Source organism: Qipengyuania intermedia (assembly GCF_019711615.1).
In the GTDB taxonomy this organism is placed as follows: domain Bacteria; phylum Pseudomonadota; class Alphaproteobacteria; order Sphingomonadales; family Sphingomonadaceae; genus Qipengyuania; species Qipengyuania intermedia.
The window spans coordinates 120,840-141,289 of the sequence record NZ_JAIGNS010000002.1 but is presented as its reverse complement, the minus strand read 5'-3'; the positions used below and the strand labels follow the sequence as shown (position 1 = coordinate 141,289).

Annotated in this window: 18 protein-coding genes; 6 read left to right on the top strand and 12 right to left on the bottom strand. The window is 63.6% G+C overall.

Going from position 1 to position 20,450, the window contains the following annotated elements:
- Window positions 1–13: 13 nt before the first annotated feature.
- The 5 genes from K3179_RS06965 to K3179_RS06945 form a co-directional block, all read right to left on the bottom strand.
- Window positions 14–463 (bottom strand): MaoC family dehydratase, encoded by a 450-nt coding sequence (locus tag K3179_RS06965; RefSeq protein WP_221563417.1) that lies wholly within the window; start codon window positions 461–463, stop codon window positions 14–16.
- Window positions 463–1,881, bottom strand: a complete 1,419-nt coding sequence (locus tag K3179_RS06960) for an aldehyde dehydrogenase family protein (RefSeq protein ID WP_221563415.1) — start codon at window positions 1,879–1,881, stop codon at window positions 463–465. Before K3179_RS06960 ends, K3179_RS06965 begins: the two co-directional genes overlap by 1 nt.
- A gap of 28 nt (window positions 1,882–1,909) precedes the next feature.
- On the bottom strand, window positions 1,910–2,998 hold the full coding sequence (locus K3179_RS06955; protein WP_221563413.1) for a CaiB/BaiF CoA transferase family protein: 1,089 nt from the start codon (window positions 2,996–2,998) through the stop codon (window positions 1,910–1,912).
- Between the two features lie 79 nt (window positions 2,999–3,077).
- Window positions 3,078–4,073, bottom strand: coding sequence for a GTP 3',8-cyclase MoaA (gene moaA / locus K3179_RS06950; protein WP_221563411.1), 996 nt, complete (start codon window positions 4,071–4,073; stop codon window positions 3,078–3,080).
- A 23-nt stretch (window positions 4,074–4,096) separates the two neighbouring features.
- Window positions 4,097–5,356, bottom strand: coding sequence for a molybdopterin molybdotransferase MoeA (locus K3179_RS06945; protein WP_221563409.1), 1,260 nt, complete (start codon window positions 5,354–5,356; stop codon window positions 4,097–4,099).
- 118 nt (window positions 5,357–5,474) lie between these two features.
- Here K3179_RS06945 and K3179_RS06940 point away from each other — a divergent pair, with 118 nt between their 5' ends.
- The gene (locus K3179_RS06940) at window positions 5,475–6,794 is read left to right on the top strand and encodes a phosphotransferase family protein (protein ID WP_247712903.1); all 1,320 of its coding nucleotides are present in this window, start codon (window positions 5,475–5,477) and stop codon (window positions 6,792–6,794) included.
- Window positions 6,794–8,074, top strand: coding sequence for an acyl-CoA dehydrogenase family protein (locus K3179_RS06935; protein ID WP_221563405.1), 1,281 nt, complete (start codon window positions 6,794–6,796; stop codon window positions 8,072–8,074). The genes K3179_RS06940 and K3179_RS06935 overlap by 1 nt, the downstream gene beginning before the upstream one ends.
- A gap of 46 nt (window positions 8,075–8,120) precedes the next feature.
- Here K3179_RS06935 and K3179_RS06930 read toward each other — a convergent pair whose 3' ends face one another.
- The gene (locus tag K3179_RS06930; protein WP_221563403.1) at window positions 8,121–9,557 is read right to left on the bottom strand and encodes a M14 family metallopeptidase; all 1,437 of its coding nucleotides are present in this window, start codon (window positions 9,555–9,557) and stop codon (window positions 8,121–8,123) included.
- 77 nt (window positions 9,558–9,634) lie between these two features.
- Between K3179_RS06930 and K3179_RS06925 the strand changes: the two genes are divergently transcribed.
- Both K3179_RS06925 and K3179_RS06920 read left to right on the top strand, forming a co-directional pair.
- Complete coding sequence (locus tag K3179_RS06925) at window positions 9,635–10,480, top strand: SGNH/GDSL hydrolase family protein (protein ID WP_221563401.1); 846 nt, start codon at window positions 9,635–9,637, stop codon at window positions 10,478–10,480.
- Window positions 10,467–11,939, top strand: coding sequence for an SLC13 family permease (locus K3179_RS06920; RefSeq protein WP_221563399.1), 1,473 nt, complete (start codon window positions 10,467–10,469; stop codon window positions 11,937–11,939). The genes K3179_RS06925 and K3179_RS06920 overlap by 14 nt, the downstream gene beginning before the upstream one ends.
- 18 nt (window positions 11,940–11,957) lie before the next feature.
- Here the strand turns inward: K3179_RS06920 and K3179_RS06915 are convergent, their stop codons facing one another.
- Window positions 11,958–12,524 carry a helix-turn-helix domain-containing protein gene (locus K3179_RS06915; protein WP_221563397.1) on the bottom strand — a complete coding sequence of 189 codons (567 nt, stop codon included), beginning with the start codon at window positions 12,522–12,524 and terminating at the stop codon, window positions 11,958–11,960.
- 74 nt (window positions 12,525–12,598) lie between these two features.
- Here K3179_RS06915 and tdh point away from each other — a divergent pair, with 74 nt between their 5' ends.
- Window positions 12,599–13,627: an L-threonine 3-dehydrogenase gene (gene tdh / locus K3179_RS06910; RefSeq protein ID WP_221563395.1), complete on the top strand. Its 1,029-nt coding sequence runs from the start codon at window positions 12,599–12,601 to the stop codon at window positions 13,625–13,627.
- Between the two features lie 9 nt (window positions 13,628–13,636).
- Window positions 13,637–14,821: a glycine C-acetyltransferase gene (locus K3179_RS06905; RefSeq protein WP_221563393.1), complete on the top strand. Its 1,185-nt coding sequence runs from the start codon at window positions 13,637–13,639 to the stop codon at window positions 14,819–14,821.
- Between the two features lie 40 nt (window positions 14,822–14,861).
- Here the strand turns inward: K3179_RS06905 and K3179_RS06900 are convergent, their stop codons facing one another.
- The 5 genes from K3179_RS06900 to K3179_RS06880 form a co-directional block, all read right to left on the bottom strand.
- Entirely contained in the window at window positions 14,862–14,990 is a 129-nt protein-coding gene (locus K3179_RS06900) for a DUF2474 domain-containing protein (RefSeq protein WP_221563392.1), read from the bottom strand.
- On the bottom strand, window positions 14,990–15,985 hold the full coding sequence (gene cydB, locus K3179_RS06895) for a cytochrome d ubiquinol oxidase subunit II (protein ID WP_221563390.1): 996 nt from the start codon (window positions 15,983–15,985) through the stop codon (window positions 14,990–14,992). Before cydB ends, K3179_RS06900 begins: the two co-directional genes overlap by 1 nt.
- Window positions 15,985–17,427 carry a cytochrome ubiquinol oxidase subunit I gene (locus K3179_RS06890; RefSeq protein WP_221563387.1) on the bottom strand — a complete coding sequence of 481 codons (1,443 nt, stop codon included), beginning with the start codon at window positions 17,425–17,427 and terminating at the stop codon, window positions 15,985–15,987. The genes cydB and K3179_RS06890 overlap by 1 nt, the downstream gene beginning before the upstream one ends.
- Window positions 17,428–17,501: 74 nt before the next feature.
- Window positions 17,502–19,259: a SulP family inorganic anion transporter gene (locus K3179_RS06885; protein ID WP_221563385.1), complete on the bottom strand. Its 1,758-nt coding sequence runs from the start codon at window positions 19,257–19,259 to the stop codon at window positions 17,502–17,504.
- Between the two features lie 15 nt (window positions 19,260–19,274).
- The gene (locus K3179_RS06880) at window positions 19,275–20,432 is read right to left on the bottom strand and encodes an NAD(P)/FAD-dependent oxidoreductase (RefSeq protein ID WP_247712902.1); all 1,158 of its coding nucleotides are present in this window, start codon (window positions 20,430–20,432) and stop codon (window positions 19,275–19,277) included.
- Window positions 20,433–20,450: the final 18 nt, after the last annotated feature.

Sequence of the window (20,450 nt, the reverse complement as noted above, 5' to 3'; positions counted from 1 at the left end):
GTGCACGCGATCGTCAGCCCTTCTTTTTGAGGAGGGCTGAACGTTCGCAGCGGCAGACCACTTCGCCGCGCTGGTTTACCGCTTCGTGCAGGAAGGTAACGATGCCGGTGTCGGGCCGCGACTTGCTTTCACGCAGGGCGATGACCTCGCTGGTGGCGTGAAGCGTGTCGCCGATGAATACCGGCTTGGGCATCACCAGCTTGTCGTAACCCAGGTTCGCGACCAGCGTCCCGAGCGTGGTGTCGCCCACACTCAGGCCCACCATCAGCGAGAAAGTGTAAGTCCCGTTGACGAGAATTTGCCCGAACTCGCTCTCCTTCGCCGATTCCACGTCCAGGTGGAGCGGCTGCGGATTGTGGGTCATCACGGTGAAGAAGAGGTTGTCCGCTTCGGTCACCGTGCGGCGGATTTCGTGGGTCAGCTTGTCGCCGACCTGCCATTCGTCGAAATGCCGGCCCGCCATCAGCTATGCCCCATGACGGCTTTGACCTCGAGGAAGTCGTGGAAGCCCCACTCTCCCCATTCGCGGCCGTTGCCCGATTTCTTGTAGCCGCCGAAAGCCGCGTTCATGTCGTAGCCGCCGTTGATGGCGACGCGGCCTGCACGGATGCGCTTGGCGAGCTTCTTCGCGGTCTCGATATCCTCGCCCATGATGTGGCTGGCGAGACCGTATTCAGTGTCGTTCGAGATGCGGATGGCGTCGTCGTAATCATCATAGCCGATCATCGCGAGGACCGGCCCGAAGATCTCCTCGCGCGCGATCGTCATGTCGTTGGTGACGTCGGCGAAGACGGTCGGCTTCACGTAGTGTCCGGTCTCGAGGCCTTCCGGCTTGCCGGGACCGCCTGCGACCAGCGTCGCGCCCTCCTCGATGCCCTTTTCGATGAGGCCCTGGATCTTGTCCCACTGCGCCTTCGACACGACCGGACCGATGGTGGCATTGCCCTTGGGATCGCCCGGGATCACGCCCTCGGCAGCTTCCTTCGCTGCGGCCTTGGCTTCTTCCATGCGCTTGTGCGGCACGAGCATGCGGCTGGGCGCAGTGCAGGTCTGGCCCGAATTGCCCATCATCGCGGTAGTGCCGCGCATGACCGACTGGGTGAAGGCGCTGTCGTCGAGGATGATGTTGGGGCTCTTGCCGCCCAGTTCCTGCGCCACGCGCTTGACCGTATCGGCGGCGTTCTTGGCAATGAGGATGCCCGCACGGGTCGAGCCGGTGAAGCTGACCATGTCGATATCGGGATGGCCCGAGATCGCTTCGCCCACGCCGGGGCCATCACCATTCACGAGGTTGAACACGCCAGCCGGAACGCCAGCGGCATCCATGATTTCCGCGAAGATATAGGCGTCGAACGGTGCGATTTCCGACGGCTTCAGGATCATCGTGTTGCCGGTCGCCAGCGCGGGGAAGACCTTGCAGGCGATCTGATTCAAGGGCCAGTTCCACGGGGTGATCATGCCGACCACGCCGATCGGCTCCCACATGTGGAGCGTCGGGCCGTCCTGGCGTTCGAATTCGAACTTCTCCAGCACCTCGATTGCGGTCTGGCAGTGCCCGGCGAGCAGGCCGGTGTGCGGGCCGTTGGCAAGGCTCATCGGGGCGCCCATCTCGTCGGAGACTGCCAGCGCGAGATCGTCCTTGCGATTGGCGATCTCGGCCTGGATTGCGCGGAGCAGGGTAAGGCGCTCTTCCTTGCTCGTCTGGCTGAAGCTCTCGAACGCATGACGCGCGGCCTTGACCGCCTTGTCGACATCGGCCTTGGTGCCGAAGCTGATGTGGCCGATGGTTTCTTCGGTCGCGGGGTTCTCGACCGGCTGGGTATTCTCGGTGACCGGGTCGACCCACTGGCCGTCGATGTAGAACTTGGTGCAATCGCGCATGGGAATTTCTCTCCTTATGCGCGGTCCATTAGCCCCCTTGCGACCAGCGCGCCACCACCTCTTCGCCGTCCTGTGCACTGTCGCGGATCGTGCCCGGCGTGCGGTCGAAGCGCGGAGCGGGCGCCGTGTGCGAGCGACCGCCATGTTCGACGAAAGCACCGCGCGCCTTCATGTGCGGATGGTCCTTCGCCTCGTCGAGCGGGACGACCGGCGCGAAACAGGCATCGGTACCTTCGAGCAGTTTCACCCATTCCGCCTGCGGCTTCGTCTTGAACAGGGCGGCGAGCTTTTCGGTGTAATCGTCCCAGTTCGCCGGGTTCATCTGGCCTTCGCGCAATTCCTCGGGTGCATCGGCACGCTGGAGCAGCTCGGCATAGAACTGCGGCTCGATCGCCCCGACGCTGACTTCCTTGCCATCCGCACATTCATAGCAGCGGTAGAAATGCGCCGCCCCGCCAAGAAGGCCCGCGCCGCGCTCGGTCGTCCGCAGGGCGCTGTGCGGCTGGCCGTAGAAAAAGCTCATCAGGCTGGTCACGCCGTCGACGATAGCGGCATCGACGACCTGCCCCTTGCCGCTGCGTTCGCGTTCGTAAAGCGCGGCGAGGATACCCATGGCGCAGTACATGGACCCGCCGCCGAAATCGCCGACGAGGTTCTGCGGCGGTATCGGCAATTCACCTTTCGCCCCGATGGAGTCGAGAGCGCCGGTGATCGCAATATAGTTGAGGTCGTGCCCGGCAGCCTGCGCCAGCGGACCGTCCTGCCCCCAGCCGGTCATGCGCGCATAAACGAGGCGCGGATTGGCTTCGAGCAGCACGTCGGGTCCGAGGCCCAGCCGCTCCATCACGCCGGGACGAAAGCCTTCGACCAGAACGTCCGCGTGCTTCAGCGCCTCATGGACGAAACGCTGGCCTTCCTCGCTCTTGAGGTCGACGGCGGCGCGGTGGCGAGCCCGTTCTACGACGGGGTTCATCGGCTGGTGTCCCGGACGCTCGATCCGCACGACTTCCGCGCCGAGATCCGCCAGCATCATGGCGACGTGTGGTCCCGGGCCGATCCCCTGGAACTCCACCACCTTCAATCCGGTCAGCGGTCCATGCGCGGCGTGTTCGGCCATTCTTCTCTCTCCACGATTTCAATTTCTCTCTCACCCGGAGACAAGTCGAAACGGTTCGCAATTGCAACGCTTTTCGCGTCTAGCCTCCGGTAACGCTCATATGGCGGGAGGTCGCAGGCGTATCGGCCGCAATATCGAAGTCGTGCCGCCGGGGCTTGCCCGCCAGCAGCGCATCCATCGCCGCATCGAGCGCGCCCTCGCCGCCTTCACGCATGATGTCCCGCAACTCGACCTTCTGGTCGTGCCCCAGACAGCCATAGACCGTGCCCGTGGCCGCGATCCTGATGCGGTTGCAGGAAGAGCAGAAATTCTCGCTCAGCGGCGTGATGAACCCGATCCGGCGCCCGGTCCCTGCGACCTCGAAATAGCGCGACGGCCCGCCGGTCTGGTAGGTCGTCGGCATCAGGGTCAGTTCGCGTTCGAGAGCCGCGCGCGCCTGCGTCAGGGGCAGGTAGGTGTCGGCCCGCTCACCCTCCACTTCGCCCAGCGGCATCGTCTCGATCAGCGACAGGTCGCAGCCACGCTCGCCGCACCAGTAGGCCATGGACACGAACTCGGTGTCGTTGACGCCGCGCATGGCGACCATGTTGATCTTGACCGCGATGCCTGCCGCACGCGCTGCATCGATCCCCTCGATCACGCGCGCCACATCCCCGCCCCGCGTAATCGCGGCGAAGCGCGACGGGGCGAGCGTATCGAGGCTAACGTTGATCCGCTCGATCCCGGCATCGAAAAGTTCTTCCGCCATCCGGGACAGGAGCACGCCGTTGGTGGTCAGGGTGAGCTCTTCTAGGCCGTGTTCGCGAAGGGCGCCGAGTTCCCTCGCGAGGTCTAGAAATCCGCGCCTTACCAGCGGTTCTCCACCCGTCAGACGGATGCGCTTCACGCCGCGAGCAACGAGATGGCGCGCAAGTCCGGCAAGCTCTTCCAGCGTCAGCAGGTCGCGCCGGGGCAAGAACTGCATGTCCTCCGCCATGCAATAGGTGCAGCGCAGATTGCACCGGTCGGTGACCGACATCCTCACATAGTCGATCCGCCGACCGAAGCCGTCGATCAGGGGTGCTGCATCCTGCATAAGCGAAGAGTAGCCCTGCCCGGTCAGAAGTCGAGCGCCTGAACGGTCTGTCCTGCCGAAAGACCGTCGGAGCCTCCCGCCTGTCGGAGCAGCAGGTCGGCCTTGGCGAGCAAGGCCTGCGCTCCCGATTGCTGGTTGGCGAAGGGCACGGCCTTGCCATCCCATAGCGCACCGCGACCGAAATGCTCGCGCGGTCCGGGCGCGGGCAAATCTTCTGTCAGCTCCAGTTCGCGCCAGCCCAGCACCTCGTCATAGCCCCCTCCGGCAAGCGCGGTCACGAGAGGCGCGAGGAAAAGCCGGGCGGTAACGAGCGCCGACGTTGGGTTGCCGGGCAGGCCGAGCACGAGGCGCCCACCTGCGCCCTTCGCGGACCAGACCGGTTTTCCCGGCCGCATGGCGATCCGTGAAAACAGGGTGCGGAAATCCTGTCCTTCTATCGAGCGGCTTGCGAAATCGCGTTCACCCACGGACGCACCGCCGATCGTCACAAGGACATCACACCGCGCCAGCAATTGCGCCGCCAGTTCCTCGATCCGGTCGGGATCGTCCGGTGCGACCTCGCTGCCGACGATCGTCGCACCGTACTGACGAGCCATCTCGGCAAGGGCCGGCGTAATGCTGTCGGGCAATGCGCCGGGACGATCTGCCGCCGCGCCGGGCGCGACCAGTTCGTCGCCGGTGGCAAGAAATGCGACCCGCGGAGCCCGCCAGACTCGGACCCCTGCGCAATCGGCGGCGGCGGCCCCGACCAGTTGCCGTGGCCCCAACCGGGTCCCCGCCTCCAGCAAGGTGTCGCCTTCGCGAAAATCGGAGCCGCGGGCGCGAATGTGCCGCGCCTCGCCATAGTCGCCGGCGATCTCGAGTCGCTCGCCCCGCGCCTCGACGATCTCCTGCACCAGCACACGGTCGGCCCCTTCCGGAACCGGGGCGCCGGTGAAAATGCGGACCGCTTCGCCCTGCGATATTCCCGCCGGCGCCTGCGAACCGGCATAGGATTTACCGACGATGCGCAAAGGGCCCGGCAAGTCGGTATCGCGCACGGCATATCCGTCCATGGCCGAGACATCGAAACGGGGCGCATTGATGCGGGCTTCCACGGAGCGCGAAAGGCGCAGTCCGGCAGCTTCATCGATAGCGACCAGCGCTTCTTCCAGCGGTCCTGCCGCTTCGCGCAGGATGGCGCTTGCTTCGTCGAAGGAAATCAACCCGTCGGCCTCGCCATGCAAGGGACTTGGTAATTCGTCACGCGATCGCTCATTCGCTTTCTCCTCATCCCGCTCCATAGAAGCCCCACCCCTAGCGAAGGGCGGCTGCCATGCAACCGTGCGAGAGCGAACTTGAGAGCGCGGCGGTCATGGGGCACAAGCTTTCCTAATGGACGAAGGGGGAGGAGCGAGCGCAATGCAAAGCGGACTTGAGCGGGCGTGCGCACGCCTCGGCCTTGGAACGCCCGGCGAAGCGAAACGGCTCACCGGAGGCGCAACGATGGAAAGCTGGCGCTTCAGCGCAGAGGGGAAGGACTATGTCCTGCGCCGCGCGCCGAGCATGGAGTTCATGACAGAGCGACCCTTCGGCCACGCCAGCGAAGCCGCCATCATCGAGGCCTCGCGGAACAAGGGTGTTACCGCGCCCCGCATCGCAGGCGTGCTAGCGGAAAGCGACGGTCTCGGCTCCGGCTTCATCATGGAGGCGCTGCCCGGCACGCCCGATCCCCGTGCGATCCAGGCGATGGACTTACCGCGGCAAATCCTCGTCGAAGCGGCAAGGGACCTCGCCCGCATCCATTCACTGGGCGCGGCCGGCCTGCCCGCCGATGTTCCTGTCATGGACTACGCCGAAGCCGTGGCGAACCTGCGCCAGCAATTCGAGGATGCAGGCGGCGACAGGCCGATCATCGCCTTGGGCCTGCGCTGGCTGATGGACAATTTGCCCGACCCGGTCGAACCCGTTCTCAACCATGGCGACTTCCGCCTTGGCAATATCCTCGCCGAGTACAGCCATCTGACCGGCGTGCTCGACTGGGAGCTGGCTCATTTCGGTGACTGGCACGAAGACCTCGCGTTTGGCTGCATGGCAGTGTGGCGTTTTGGGGGGTATGACAAACCGGCACTCGGCCTCGGCTCGCTGGAAGAATATTTCACGGCCTACGAAGAGGCAGGCGGCAGGCCGGTAGACCCTGCACGCTTCCGCTTCTGGACGGTCTATCGCACCGTCTGGTGGGCGCTGGGCTGCCTCAAGATGGCAAGTTACTGGCGCAGCGGGGAAGACCGCATGCTGGAACGCGTCGTCATCTCGCGCCGCACGAGCGAGCAGGAACTGGACCTCCTGCTGTTGCTCGAAGAAGACGCGCCGGATGAGGAACGCAACCAGTCGATTGCTCCTCCAGAAGCGCCCGAAACGCATGGCGAGGCGACAAGCGGCGAAGTTGCGACCGCGATTTCCGAATGGCTGGAGACGATCAAGGACCGGATGGAAGGGCACGACCGCTTCCAGCTTGCCGTGGCCCGCAACGCTTTGGGCATGATCGCACGGGACGATGCGCTGATGCCGGTCGAAGGCGACGCCGAACTCGCCGAGGCGCTGCTGGAAGGTGAGATCGATCTCGCGTCCCCTGGCCTGCTTGCAGAATTACGCGAAACCGCTTTCGCCAAGCTTTCGGCGGATGTGCCAAAATACCCCTCGCTCGCGGTGGCGCGGCGTCAATGGATCGGAGACGATTGATGGATTTCAGCATTCCGCAGGATCTCGAGGACTACTACGCCGAACTCGTTTCCTTCATCGAGGCAGAGATCGAACCGCTGGTCGCAAGGGATGATAACATCCGGTTCTTCGACCATCGCCGCGAGAATGCGCGCACCGATTGGGAGCGGGGCGGCCTGCCCAATCACGAATGGGAGGACCTGCTGCGGCAGGCGCGCAAACTGGCGGACGAGGCGGGCCACTGGCGCTTCTCCGCGCCGAAGAAATATGGCGGCAAGGACGGGTCGAACCTGTGGATGGCGGTCATCCGCGACCGCTTCGCGCAGCGCGGGCTTGGCCTGCACAACGACCTGCAGAACGAACATTCGATTGTCGGCAATTTCCCTTTCGTCGCCATGTTCGAGATCTTCGGAACCGAAGAACAGAAACAGGAATTCATCCTCGGCGGTTTCGAAGGCTCGCGCCGCGTCGCCTTCGGCCTGACCGAGCCGCACCACGGGTCGGACGCCACCCACATGGAAACCCGCGGCGTTCGCGAAACGCGCGAAGGTGTCGACGGCTGGCGGATCGACGGCGAGAAGATGTGGATCACCGGCATGCACGTCGCCACCCATTGCGCGCTCTTCGCCCGCACCGACGGCGAGGACGGCTCGGCCCGCGGTATCACCTGTTTCCTCGTCCCCAATCCGACCGAGGGGCTGGAGATCGAGGAGTGGCTGTGGACCTTCAACATGCCTACCGACCACCCGCGCCTGTCGCTCAAGAATGTCTGGGTGCCCGACAGCGCGATTCTGGGGCATGAAGGCCGCGGCCTCGCGCTGGCGCAGAGCTTCGTCCACCAGAACCGTATCCGGCAGGCTGCTTCCTCGCTCGGCGCGGCGCAGTATTGTGTCGAGGAGAGCGTGAAATACGCCCGTGAGCGCAAACCATTCGGCGAGGAACTGGCGCGCAACCAGGCGATCCAGTTCCCGCTGGTCGAACTGGCCACACAGTGCGAAATGCTGCGCCTTCTGATCTACAAGACCGCGTGGGAGATGGACAACATGCCGCACGAGGAGATCGAGCGGACCATCTCCGACAAGGTGTCCATGTGCAATTACTGGGCGAACCGCCTCGTGTGCGAAGCGGCCGACCGGGCGATGCAGGTGCACGGCGGCATCGGCTACTCACGCCACAAGCCGTTCGAGCACATCTATCGCCACCACCGCCGCTATCGCATCACCGAAGGCGCGGAGGAGATCCAGATGCGCAAGGTGGCCGCCTACCTGTTCGGCTATCTCGGGCCGAGGCGGAAGGGCTAGGAAGCCCCCTACGCAAACCCGGCCAGCAGCCGGAGCAAATGGCAATTCATGGCCGGTCGGTCGCCAGTAGTTCCTCCATCATGGCGATTGCCGCTTCGCGCCCGATGCGGCGGATCAGCGTCCGGTCGGTCTCGTCGCCGAGTTCGAATGTCACGGCAGGCACGCCATAGGTATCGAAGGCATAGGCCTTGGATATCGGGCGGCCTACTTCGTGGCGTGCGTCGCGATAGACCTCGTAACCGTCCATCCGGTCCTGGTAGCGCGCCAGCCAGTTTCGGGTGAAGAGCGGTGGATCCGTCTCCAGCTCGTCGGGGATCGTGTAAAACACGTCGCGCCCGGTCGAATGAAAATCGAGCAACAGCCGCAGGCGCTTGCCGGGATCGTCATCGATTGCCGCCAGCAGGTCCCGCATCAGCTGTGTTTCCGGCTGCGTGAAAGGCCCCCAATCGCGGTTCAGATCGACGCCGCCGGTATTGTGCCGCCAGTGCCCCCTCACCACACCGTCGGGATTGAGAAGAGGCACCGCCAGGACGCGGAAACGTTCGCGGAAACGCCGGGCCAGTTCGGTATCTTCGAGTAAGGTCTCGACGAATGGGAACATCGCCAGCGCGCCGGTTACTTCGGGAGGATGTTGGCGACCCACCAGTACGACCTGCTCCGATGCCGCCGGATTGCCGATCCGCACGATCTCGATCGCGCGGCCCTCGGCGGACAGGCCGAGAGTTGCGCGCTCCACCGACACCTTTGCTTCCAGCCCGTCCAGCCAGCTATCGTAGGCAGCAGGAGCGATAATTTCCTGCGCCGAAACGAACAGGGGTCGTCCATCGGTCGGGATGGAAAGGCGTGCCACCCGCGACCCGTCGATCTCTTCCACTGCGACGTTAGCAGGATCGAGACTGGTCCAGTCGACCCCGTCGTAGCTCACTTTCGGTTCGTAGCGGTGCCCGCAGGCCGTATAGTCGAGATCGACACCGACCACGCGCGGCGCATTGCTGTGCAAGCGAAACGCATACCAAGGGCTGCAATTTATCGGCGGTGCATCCTCCGGCGACAGCGTGATGGCAATGCGCCCGTCGTCACCCACGGTGCAGGATGCCAGCGCCCCCGCGTCGAAAGCCGTGTCGATCGCCATCGTGCCATCGCCGCAGCGCGCATCGGCAACAGCCAGCATATCCGGAAAGCCTTCGCCGGGTGCCGCGCCCGGCATGGCACAGCCGGAAAGCCAGACTGCGGCGATAACCAATGTACTCAGGCCGCGTTTCATCGATTTCTCCCGAGAGACGGGTTGCCAAGTTTCCGTACGCAGATCGATCGAGAGCCGGCGCCCCCGAGCGTTGTGCAAGCTGCCATAGAGCCCGTCGCTTTCGTCGGCAATCGGCGGCGCTTCAATGGCGATCTTCCGCCAGAGAAAACTTCGATGGTTCGAACCATCGAGGCGAAAGAGAATATCTTCCCGCACCGGCACCTGCGCCAATAACAGCATGGCTTGCAGATTGGGCAATCTGGGCGCATCACTCGGTCGGGGACTGGCCGGATCAGGCCGCGATCGGGGGATGAGGAATGGCGTTTTTGCGTGCAGGCTTGTTGCTCCTGGCAGCCGCTTCGACGATGCCGCTTGCTTCGGGCTGCAGCCCCCTCTCGGCGCAATCCGCCACCTATGGCCTGCCGGCGCCCGAGGTCACGCAACTCGACCATGCGCCGCCGCAGACGATCCTGTTCATCGGGAACAGCTACTTCTACTACAACGACAGCCTGCATAACCATGTCCAGCGCATGGTCGCTGCCTCCGGCGTTCTGGGAGAGGCTGAGCCATCCTACAAGTCGGCGACCATCGGCGGTGCGGCGCTGCGGGATCATGCGGTGGAGCATCTGGTCGATCACACCAAACTGAGTGTCGATCGGCCCTTCGAACTGGTAATCCTGCAAGGGATCAGCTCCGCCGCCCTCACCGAAGAGAGTCGCGCGCGCTTCAACGAAGCGGCCACCAGGCACGCCGACACGATCCGCTCAGCCGGTGCAGAGCCGGTGCTTTACATGACACCAGCCTACGCGCCCGAGCATCGGCGCTACTCGCCAGACATGACCGCGCAGACAGCACGGCTCTACATCGACACTGCAAACCGGCTCGATGCCATGGTCATCCCCGTCGGGTTGGCGTTCGAAGAGGCATTGCGGCGGCGGCCCGATATCGTCCTGCACAAACCGTTCGATTCCTCTCACCCGAGCATGCTCGGCACCTATCTTGCCGCGGCGACGGTCTTCGCGACGCTCTACGGGCAATCGCCGGTCGGCAATCCCTACGACTATTTCGGCGCGGTGAGCGCTGAGGACGCGCTCTTCCTGCAGCAGGTCGCGCAGGATACCGTATCCAGCTTCTTCGGACGGACAGCGAATGACCAAGACTAACCCGGCCGCCAGCGCCGACCAGCCGCGCGGATTCAATCCGGTCGGCCTCATCGCGGGCCTTGTCGCCTTTGCCGTCTTCTTTTTCGCGTTCAGTCCGGATGAACTGGATCGTCCTGCGCAGGTCGCCGCCGCAATCGGGGTGCTGATGGCGATCTGGTGGGCCACCGAAGCGGTGCCGTTGCCGGTTACGGCCCTCATCCCGATCATCGCGTTCCCGCTGGCCGGAATTGCCACGGTAGACGAGGCTGCAGCACCCTACGCAAATCCTATCATATACCTTTTCCTCGGCGGGTTCCTCGTCGCCCTGGCGGTAGAGCGGAGCCAGCTTCACCGCCGCCTCGCCCTTGCGATCTTCCGCCACATGGGCAGCACCGGGAAGGGGCTCGTCGCAGGTTTCATGCTGGCTGCAGCCCTCCTCAGCATGTGGATCTCGAACACCTCGACCACGCTGATGCTGTTCCCCATCGCGGTCTCGCTGGCCCTGGTCGTGGGCGAAACCTCACCGGGACTGGGCGAAAAGGGAAAGCGCGATTTCACGCTCGCCCTGTTGCTCGGCCTCGCCTACGGGGCCTCGATCGGCGGTGTCGCCACGCTGGTCGGCACCCCGCCCAATGCCTTCATGGCCGGGTTCCTGCAAAGCGAATACCAGGTGGAGATCCCGTTCGCCCAGTGGATGATGATCGGCGTACCGGTCTCCGTCATCCTGCTTCCGCTCGGCTGGCTGCTGCTTACGCGCTTCCTGTTTCCGGTCGAATTTGTGTCGTCTGCCGAAACGATTGCCGAAATGGACCGGCGCCACGAGGCGCTTGGCAAGATGAGCATCGCCGAAAAGCGCACGGCAGCCCTTTTCGCCCTGCTCGTTTTCGGCTGGATCATGCGCAAGCCGCTTTCGGGCCTGCTCGGTATCGAAGGGTTGTCCGATGCGGGCATTGCGATGGCCGTTGCCCTGCTCGCATTCCTGATCCCGAGCGGCGTCGATCGCCACGCGCTCGTCACTTGGGAAGACACCAAGCGCCTGCCCTGGGGCGTCCTCATCCTGTTCGGCGGCGGCCTGTCGCTGGCCGCGGCGCTATCGTCCACCGGCCTCACCCTGTGGCTGGGCCAGCAGCTCGCCCCGCTGGGCGAAATCAATCACATTCTTCTCGTGATTGCGCTGACTACGCTGGTGATCTTCCTGACCGAGCTAACCAGCAATGTCGCGACCACCGCGACCCTCTTGCCGGTCGTTGCGGCGCTGGCGATCGAACTGGGGATCGATCCCCTCATCCTGGTGGTCCCGGTGACTATCGCTGCAAGCTGCGCCTACATGCTGCCCGTCGCCACCCCGCCCAATGCGATCGTCTTCAGTAGCGGCGACGTCGCGATCAAGGACATGATGCGCGCGGGGCTGTGGCTCAACATCGTCGCGATCATCCTGGTTTCGATCATCGCGGTCTGGCTCGTTCCGGCAGTCCTCTGACGCAGGGCCCTCGGCGGGTCAGGCGTAGGATACGACGAGGTAGCAGACCGCGTCTTCGCTGCCGCGGTTGGCGATCTTGTGCTTGCGGTCGGCGGGGTAATGCGCGGTATCGCCCTGCGCTAGCGCGGTGGGCGGTTCGACCCCGACTGCGACTTCGACAGAGCCCTTGGCCACGCTCAGCATCTCGCGCGTTCCGGCAAAATGGGCATCGCTGTCGAGCTCACCGCCCGGCGCGAAGGTAAGCTCGTAGAACTCGACGTTCTTTTCCATGTGCAGCGGGGTCAGCGTGCGCAGGCGGCAGCCGTTCTTCTCGCTGAACAGGGCCTGCTCGTCGTCCGCGTCGACGACTTCGACCAGCGAGGGGCGGATTTCCTCTTCGATCAGATGCACGATCGACAGGCCGAAGGCATCGGCGATCCGCGCTGCCACGGCGAGCGTCGGATTGGCCTTCCCGCGCTCGATCTGGGAGAGCATCGAACGGCTTACACCTGACCGTTCGGCCAGTTGGTCGAGAGTGATCTTGTGCGTGCGCCGCATCACCCCCACACGGCGACCGAACTCCTGGCTGATGGCATTATCCGACATGCTGGGACCCTTGTTGCACCGTTGCGCTTTTCCAGTATAGAGGCGCCATTCTGATATAGTGACGGAGACGTTTTGTGAAGGCATTGGTCAAGGCCAAGGCGGAAAAGGGGCTCTGGCTCCAGGACGTGCCCGAGCCCGAGGTCGGCTCGAACGACGTGAAGGTAAAGATCCGCAGGACCGCGATCTGCGGCACCGACATGCACATCTGGAACTGGGATGAATGGGCCCAGCGCACGATCCCCGTCCCCATGACGGTCGGTCACGAATTCGTCGGCGAGATCGTCGAGTTCGGCGACAACGTCTCTGGTTTCGAAGTCGGCCAGATCGTCTCGGGCGAAGGACACGTCGTGTGCGGACGCTGCCGCAATTGCATGGCCGGTCGCCGCCACGTGTGTGCCGACAGCCAGGGCATCGGCGTGAACCGCCCGGGCGCTTTTGCCGAATATCTCGTGCTCCCGGCAGCGAACCTTTGGGTGCACCAGCCGGGCATCGACCTCGATGTCGCATCCATCTTCGATCCTTTCGGCAATGCCGTGCACACCGCGCTGCAGTTCGACGTGCTGGGTGAAGACGTGCTGATCGTCGGGGCCGGTCCCATCGGCATCATGGCTGCCGCCGTCTGCCGTCACGCAGGCGCGCGCCACGTCGTCGTCAGCGATCTCAACGAAGACCGCCTCGCTCTCGCGCTCAAGATGGGGGCAACCGCGACGGTCAATCCCACCAAGCGCACGATCGAGGACATGCAACAGGAACTCGGCATGGCCGAAGGCTTCGACGTGGGCCTCGAAATGTCGGGATCGCCGGCGGGTTTCGCCTCGCTCATCGACAACATGGCGCATGGCGGCAAGGTCGCGATCCTCGGCCTGCCTGCAGAAGCGCCGAGGGTCGACATGGACAAGGTCATCTTCAACATGCTGACGCTGAAGGGCGTCTATGGCCGCGAGATCTTCGAGACCTGGTACAAGATGTCGGTCTTCATCCAGTCGGGCCTCGATCTTTCGCCGATCATCACCCACCGCCTACCGGTCGACCGTTTCGAGGAAGGCTTCGCCGCCATGGCCTCGGGCGAGGCCTGCAAGGTCGTGCTGAACTGGGATAATTGAGGAAATACGATGAGCCAGCGCTTTTACGAATATCTCGCCCAGGAACTGGAGAGCATCGAGGAACAGGGCCTGTTCAAGTCCGAACAGGAGATCACCTCGCCGCAGAGTGGAACCGTCGACCTCGGTTCGCGCAAGGTCGTGAACCTGTGTGCGAACAATTATCTCGGCCTCGCCGATAACGAGGAAATCCGCGCGGCATCGCGCGAAGGGCTCGACACCCACGGTTTCGGCATGGCCTCGGTCCGCTTTATTTGCGGCACGCAGGACATCCACAAGCAGCTGGAGCAGAGCATTTCGGACTTCGTCGGTTTCGACGAAACAATCCTCTACCCTTCCTGCTTCGACGCCAACGCGGGCTTGTTCGAAACGCTGCTGACGGCCGAGGATGCGGTCATTTCGGACGCGCTCAACCATGCCAGCATCATCGACGGTGTGCGCCTGTGCAAGGCGCAGCGCTATCGCTACGCCAATAACGACATGGGCGAGCTGGAAGAGCGGCTGAAGGAAGCCGATGCGGCAGGTGCCCGCTTCAAGCTGATCACGACCGACGGCGTGTTCTCCATGGACGGCTTCATCGCCCGCCTCGACGAGATCTGCGCCCTTGCCGAAAAATACGACGCGCTGGTCCATTTCGACGATTGCCACGCCACCGGCTTCCTTGGCGAGAACGGCCGAGGAACGCATGAATATCGCAATTGCATGGACCGGGTGGACATCACGACCGGCACGCTCGGCAAGGCGCTGGGCGGGGCAAGCGGCGGCTACACCAGCGCGAGGCCGGAGATCGTGTCGATACTGCGCCAGCGGTCGCGCCCTTACCTGTTTTCGAATTCGGTCGCGCCGCCCGTGGTTGCCGGTTCGATCAAGGCGCTCGAACTCGCCCGCCGCGGCGAACAGCGCGCCAAGCTGTGGGAGAACACCCGCTATTTCCGCGAGAAGCTGGAGGCGGAAGGCTTCGACATCCTGCCGGGCGAGCATCCGATCATCCCGATCATGCTCTACGATGCCAAGGATGCGGCCGATTTCGCCGCCCATGCCCGCGCCAACGGGATCTACGTGACCGCCTTCTCGTTTCCCGTCGTTCCGAAGGGCAAGGCCCGTATCCGCACGCAAATGTCCTCCGCCATCACGCGCGACGACATCGACCATGCGGTCGAGGTCTTCACGAAGGCGCGGGCCAGCCTGGGTAAGTAACTCTGAGATTGGCCTCGGCACCGCTGTGTGTCGGGCCAGTTCAGACCTTCAGCCAGAAGCGGATAACCATCGCCACAGCGCCAAGGACTGCGACGCTGGCGAGCCAGATCGCGGCCATCCACGCCAGTCGCTTCCATAGCGGCGACTGCGGACCGGTGGGCTCCGCCATCAGTGGTAGCCTTCGTCCGAGACCTTGCCGCGGAATACCCAATATGCCCACGCGGTATAGGCGATGATCAGCGGCATGGTGATCGCGACACCGACGAGCATGAAGACCTGGCTTCGCTCGGGCGCTGCAGCGTCCCAAATGGTGAGACCCGGCGGCACTACATAGGGCCACATGGTCACGCCCAGCCCCAGCATACCGAACAGGAACAGCGCGATCGAGAGCCAGAACGGCTTGCTGTTCCGGTCCATGCCGATCGCCCGCAGCATCGAAACCGCGATGATCGCCGTGATAATCGGCACCGGCGCGGCAAAGTAGATTTCCGGCGCTGTCAGCCAGCGTTCGGCATATTCGGCGTTGAGGAAGATGTTGTAGAGGCTCACCGCTCCCATCAGCACGATCGTGGCAATTGCGGCGCGCAGAGCGAGCCAGCGGGCATGCTTTTGCGCGCCGCCATCGAGCTTCCAGATGAGCCATGTGCTACCGAGCAGCGCATAGCCTGCGACCACGCCCAGCCCGCACAGCAATGTGTACGGCGTCAGCCAGTCGAACCAGCTCCCGGCATAGGCCCGGTCGACCACTTCGACCCCCTGCAACAGCGCGCCGAGCGTCATGCCCTGCGCCATAGCCGCCACCAGCGATCCGCCGAAGAACGCTGCGTCCCAGAACGGCCGGTGTGCCGGATCACGCCAGCGGTACTCGAAGGCGACTCCGCGAAAGACTAGGCCAAGCAGCATGGCGATGATTAGCGGATAGGTGGCAGGCAACACGACTGCATAAGCCAGCGGGAATGCCGCGAAGAGACCGCCCCCGCCGAGCACCAGCCAGGTTTCGTTGCCGTCCCACACCGGAGCGATGGAGTTCATCGCCCGGTCCCGTCCCTGCCCGACCTTAAGGGTCGGGAACAGGATGCCGATGCCGAGGTCGAACCCGTCCATCACCACGTAGGCGAAGACGGCGAAGGCGATGATGAAGGCCCAGATGACTGTCAGGTCCATCACACGTCTTCCTTGTCGGCCGGAAGCGGCTCGTCATGGCCCGGGTTCTGGGTCGGGCCCGGGGTGATACCGGCGGTGCGGATCGGACCGGTGTCGCCGCGTTTGACCCCCACCTCGCCCACGTGCGGGACCTTGCCCATCAGTCGCAGGATGTACCACACGCCAACGCCAAATACGGCGAAATAGACGACAATGAAGGCCAGCAGCGATGCCGCGACGGCTGGCGCGTCCAGCGGGCTCGCCGCATCTGCCGTGCGAAGAAGGCCGTAGATCACATATGGCTGGCGGCCGACCTCGGTGGTGATCCACCCTGCCAGCACGGCAACGAAGCCGGATGGTGCCATGACGAGCGCGGCCCTGTGCAGCCAGGGCCAGTCGTAGAGCTTGCGGCGCCACCGCGCGAGCAGGCTCCATGCACCGATGCCGAGCATGGCGAAACCGATCCCCACCATCACGCGGAAGGACCAGAACACCACGCCGACCGGGGGTTCCTCGTCGTCCGGGATCGTATCGAGCCCCGCCATTGGCGCATCGAGATCGTGTTTGAGGATCAGCGAGGACAGTTTGGGAATCTGGATCGCGTAGCGGACCGTCTTGGCCTCGCTGTCGGGAATGCCGAACAGGATCAGCGGCGCACCGTCCGGATGGCTATCGAAATGCCCTTCCATCGCCATCACTTTTTGCGGCTGGTGCTCGAGCGTGTTGAGGCCGTGCATGTCACCCGCGAAGATCTGCAGGGGAGTCACGATGGCCGCCATCCACATCGCCATCGAGAACATCTTGCGCGCGTGCAGGTTGGTACTGTCCTTGAGCAGGTGCCACGCTCCCACCCCGCCCACCACGAACGCGGTCGTCAGGTAAGCGGCCATGACGGTATGCACGAGGCGATACGGGAAACTGGGATTGAACACGATGTCCCACCAGCTCGGACCGGGCAGGAACTGCCCGTTCGCAGCGATCTCGTAACCCGTCGGCGTCTGCATCCAGCTGTTCACAGACAGGATCCAGAACGCCGAAACGAATGTGCCAAGCGCCACCATGCAGGTCGCTGCGAAATGCAGCTTCTTGCCGACCTTGTTCATGCCGAAAAGCATGACACCGAGGAAGCCTGCCTCGAGGAAGAAGGCGGTCAGCACCTCGTAAGCCATGAGCGGCCCGATGACCGGCCCGGCCACGTCGGAAAAGACCGACCAGTTCGTGCCGAACTGGTAGCTCATCACGATCCCCGAAACGACGCCCATGGCGAAGGCGATGGCGAATATCTTGAGCCAGTATTTGAACAGGTCGAGATAGATCTGCCGCCCGGTTTTCAGCCAGAGGCCTTCGAGCACCATGAGGTAACTCGCCAAGCCGATCGAAAACGCCGGGAAAAAGAAATGGAAACTCACCGTGAAGGCGAACTGGATGCGCGCAAGCATCAGAGCGTCGAGAAAATCGAGCATGAAACGGCCTTACATGATTCGGTGCGGCTGGAGCAGTCGAACAAACACAACGGAACTTGCCTCAGGCGCAACAATCAGATCATTCCGCGGGCGAGATAGTGATCCACCGGAGGCGGCGGTTCGCCATTGTCTTTCGAGACTTCGGCAAATGCCCGGTCCTGCGACAGGAATACCTTGCCGTTCAACTCATCCAGAAAATGCGTGCGCTTCAGCCGGTCCATCACCGGGCCTTTGACCTCGGACAGATGCAGGCCGATCCCGCCGTCACCGAGCCGGTGGTTGATCGCTTCGAGGCTTTCGAGGCCCGAAGCATCGATCTCGTTCACCGCACTGCACATCAGGATTACGTGCCTGAGCTCCGGCCGCTCGGCGACGCGTTCGAGTACATATTCTTCCAGCCAGCGCGCGTTGAGATAGGTCAGCGCCTCGTCGATGCGGATCGAAAGGACATGCGGGACGGTGAAGACGCAATGCCGCTCGACATTACGGAAGTGTTCGGTCTCTGGCACGCGCCCGACAATGGCTGCGTGCGGACGGCTGGCGCGGTAGAGATAGAGCAGGAGGCCGACCGCCACGCCGGTGATCACGCCAAGCTCGACCCCAGCGATCAGGGTGACGGCGATGGTGGCGACATGCGCGGCGAAATCGGCCTTGGAATAGCGCCACAGTTGCCCGGGTGTCTTCATGTCGACAAGGCTCAGCACCGCCACGATGATGGTCGCGGCCAAGGTCGCAATCGGCAGACTGAACAGCAGCGGCGTGAGGAACAGCGTCGCCAGCGCGATACCGACGGCGGTGAAGGCTCCGGCAGCAGGCGTCTCAGCGCCGGCATCGAAGTTTACTGCCGAGCGGGCAAAGCCGCCGGTCACCGGATAGCCTCCTGAAAAAGCACTGGCGATATTGGCAGCACCTAGGCCGATCAGTTCTTGGTCAGGCTCGATGCGTTGACGGCGCTTGGCGGCCAGCGTCTGGGCGACGGACACGCTCTCTACGAAGCCGATGATCGAAATAAGCAACGCCGGGACCCACAATTGCTGGATCAGCGACAAGTCCGTCGATGGCAGGGCAAACGGTGGCAGGCCCTGCGGGATAGCGCCCACGAGCTTCACACCCTTGTCGCCAAGGTCGAACGCGATTGCGGCCATGATCGTCAACGCCACCGCCACGACCGGCCCGGCCTTGGCCGTCATGTCGGCGGCGCGTGCGGGAAGGCCCAAGCGTTGCAACGCGGGCTTGGCGCCCTTGCGCACCCAGAACAGGAAGATCGTCGCCGGGATGCCGATGGCAAGCGTCCAGGGATTGGTTTCGGTGATCGATCTCGCCAGAGACCCGAGCATGCTTGGCCAGTTGTCGCCGCCAGCGGTAATGCCGAGGATGTGCTTCAACTGGCTGGTTGCGATAAGAATGCCGCTGGCGGTGATGAACCCGCTAATGACCGGGTGCGAAAGCAGGTTCGCCAGGAATCCGGCGCGCAGAAGGCCGAGGATGGCCAGCATGACACCGGACAGCATCGCCAGCGTGATCGCTGCTTCCAGATACTCCGCCGTCCCTTGCGCCGCCACCGCGCCCGCCGCGCTTGCCGTCATCAATGATACGACCGCCACAGGCCCGACTGCCAGGGTCCGGCTGGTGCCGAAAATGGCATAGAGGACCAGCGGCAGGATCGAGGCATAGAGGCCCACGACCGGCGGCAGCCCTGCCAGCAAGGCGTAGGCGAGGCTCTGCGGAATAAGCATGATGGTCACGATAATCGCGGCCATCAGGTCATTGGTCAGGATCGACCGGTTATATGTCCGACCCCATTCGAGGATCGGCAGGTAACGCGAGAGCATCAGGAAGGCCCCTCGTTATTGGGCGATGAGCCCGCCAGGACTGGCAAGCCATTCGCGCCCTTTGAGCATGCCGTTCCAGTAGATCCACGGCAAGACGTCCGCCTTGAGCATCCATGACAGGCGTTGCGGCTTGGTGCCGTCGATGAGCCATGTGGGGAAGCTGGGCGCGAGCTTCCCGCCGTAGCCGAATTCGGCCAGCACGATCTTGCCGCGTTCGACCGTAAGCGGGCACGATCCATAGCCGTCATATCCGGCGGTCGGACCCTTGCCGTCCAGCTGTCGCAGGGCGTTCACAGCCACTACGGGCGCCTGCTTTCGGGCAGCAGCGGCGGTCTTGGCATTGGGCGCAGAACAACCGTCCCCCAATCCGAAGACGTTGGAATAGCGTACGTGCTGCAGGGTGTGCTGGTCGACATCGACGAAGCCGCTTTGCGCAGCAAGCGGACTGTCGGCGACGAACTGCGGCGCGACCTGGGGCGGAACGACATGAATCATATCGAAGTCGCGCGTCACTTCGCCTTCGTCGGTCGCGAATGTCGCGATCCGGTCGCGGCCATCCACCGCGACGAGGTTGTTGCCCAACTTGAGCGCGATGTCGTATTTCTCGACATAGCTCATCAGCGCCGGGACATAATCCTGGACGCCGAACAGCACGCCGCCTGCATTGCAGAACTCGACCTCGATATCGGCAAGATTGCCGCTGCGGTTCCAGTGGTCGCAGGACAGGTACATCGCCTTCTGCGGGGCGCCTGCGCATTTGATCGGCATGGGCGGCTGCGTGAAAATAGCCCGCCCCGATTTCATCCGCTGCACCAGTTCCCAGGTGTAGGGAGCAAGGTCATAGCGATAGTTGGAGGTAACGCCGTTCTTGCCGAGAGTTTCTTCAAGACCCTCGATCCTTTCCCAGGCGAGACGGATGCCCGGCGCCATGATCAGGACTTCGTAGCCGATCTCGCTGCCATCCCCGAGCTTCACGAGATTGTTCTCAGGCTGGAAGGACGCGGCGCGTGCCTTGATCCAGTTCACGCCCTTCGGCAGCACACTCGCGGTGGAGCGGCGTGTCTGTTCGGGTTGGAAAACGCCGCCGCCGACCATGGTCCAGCCGGGTTGATAGGCATGGAAGTCGGACGGCTCGACGATGGCGATATCGAGATTCGATCGCCGCCGTAGCATGGAAGCAGCCGTTGCGAT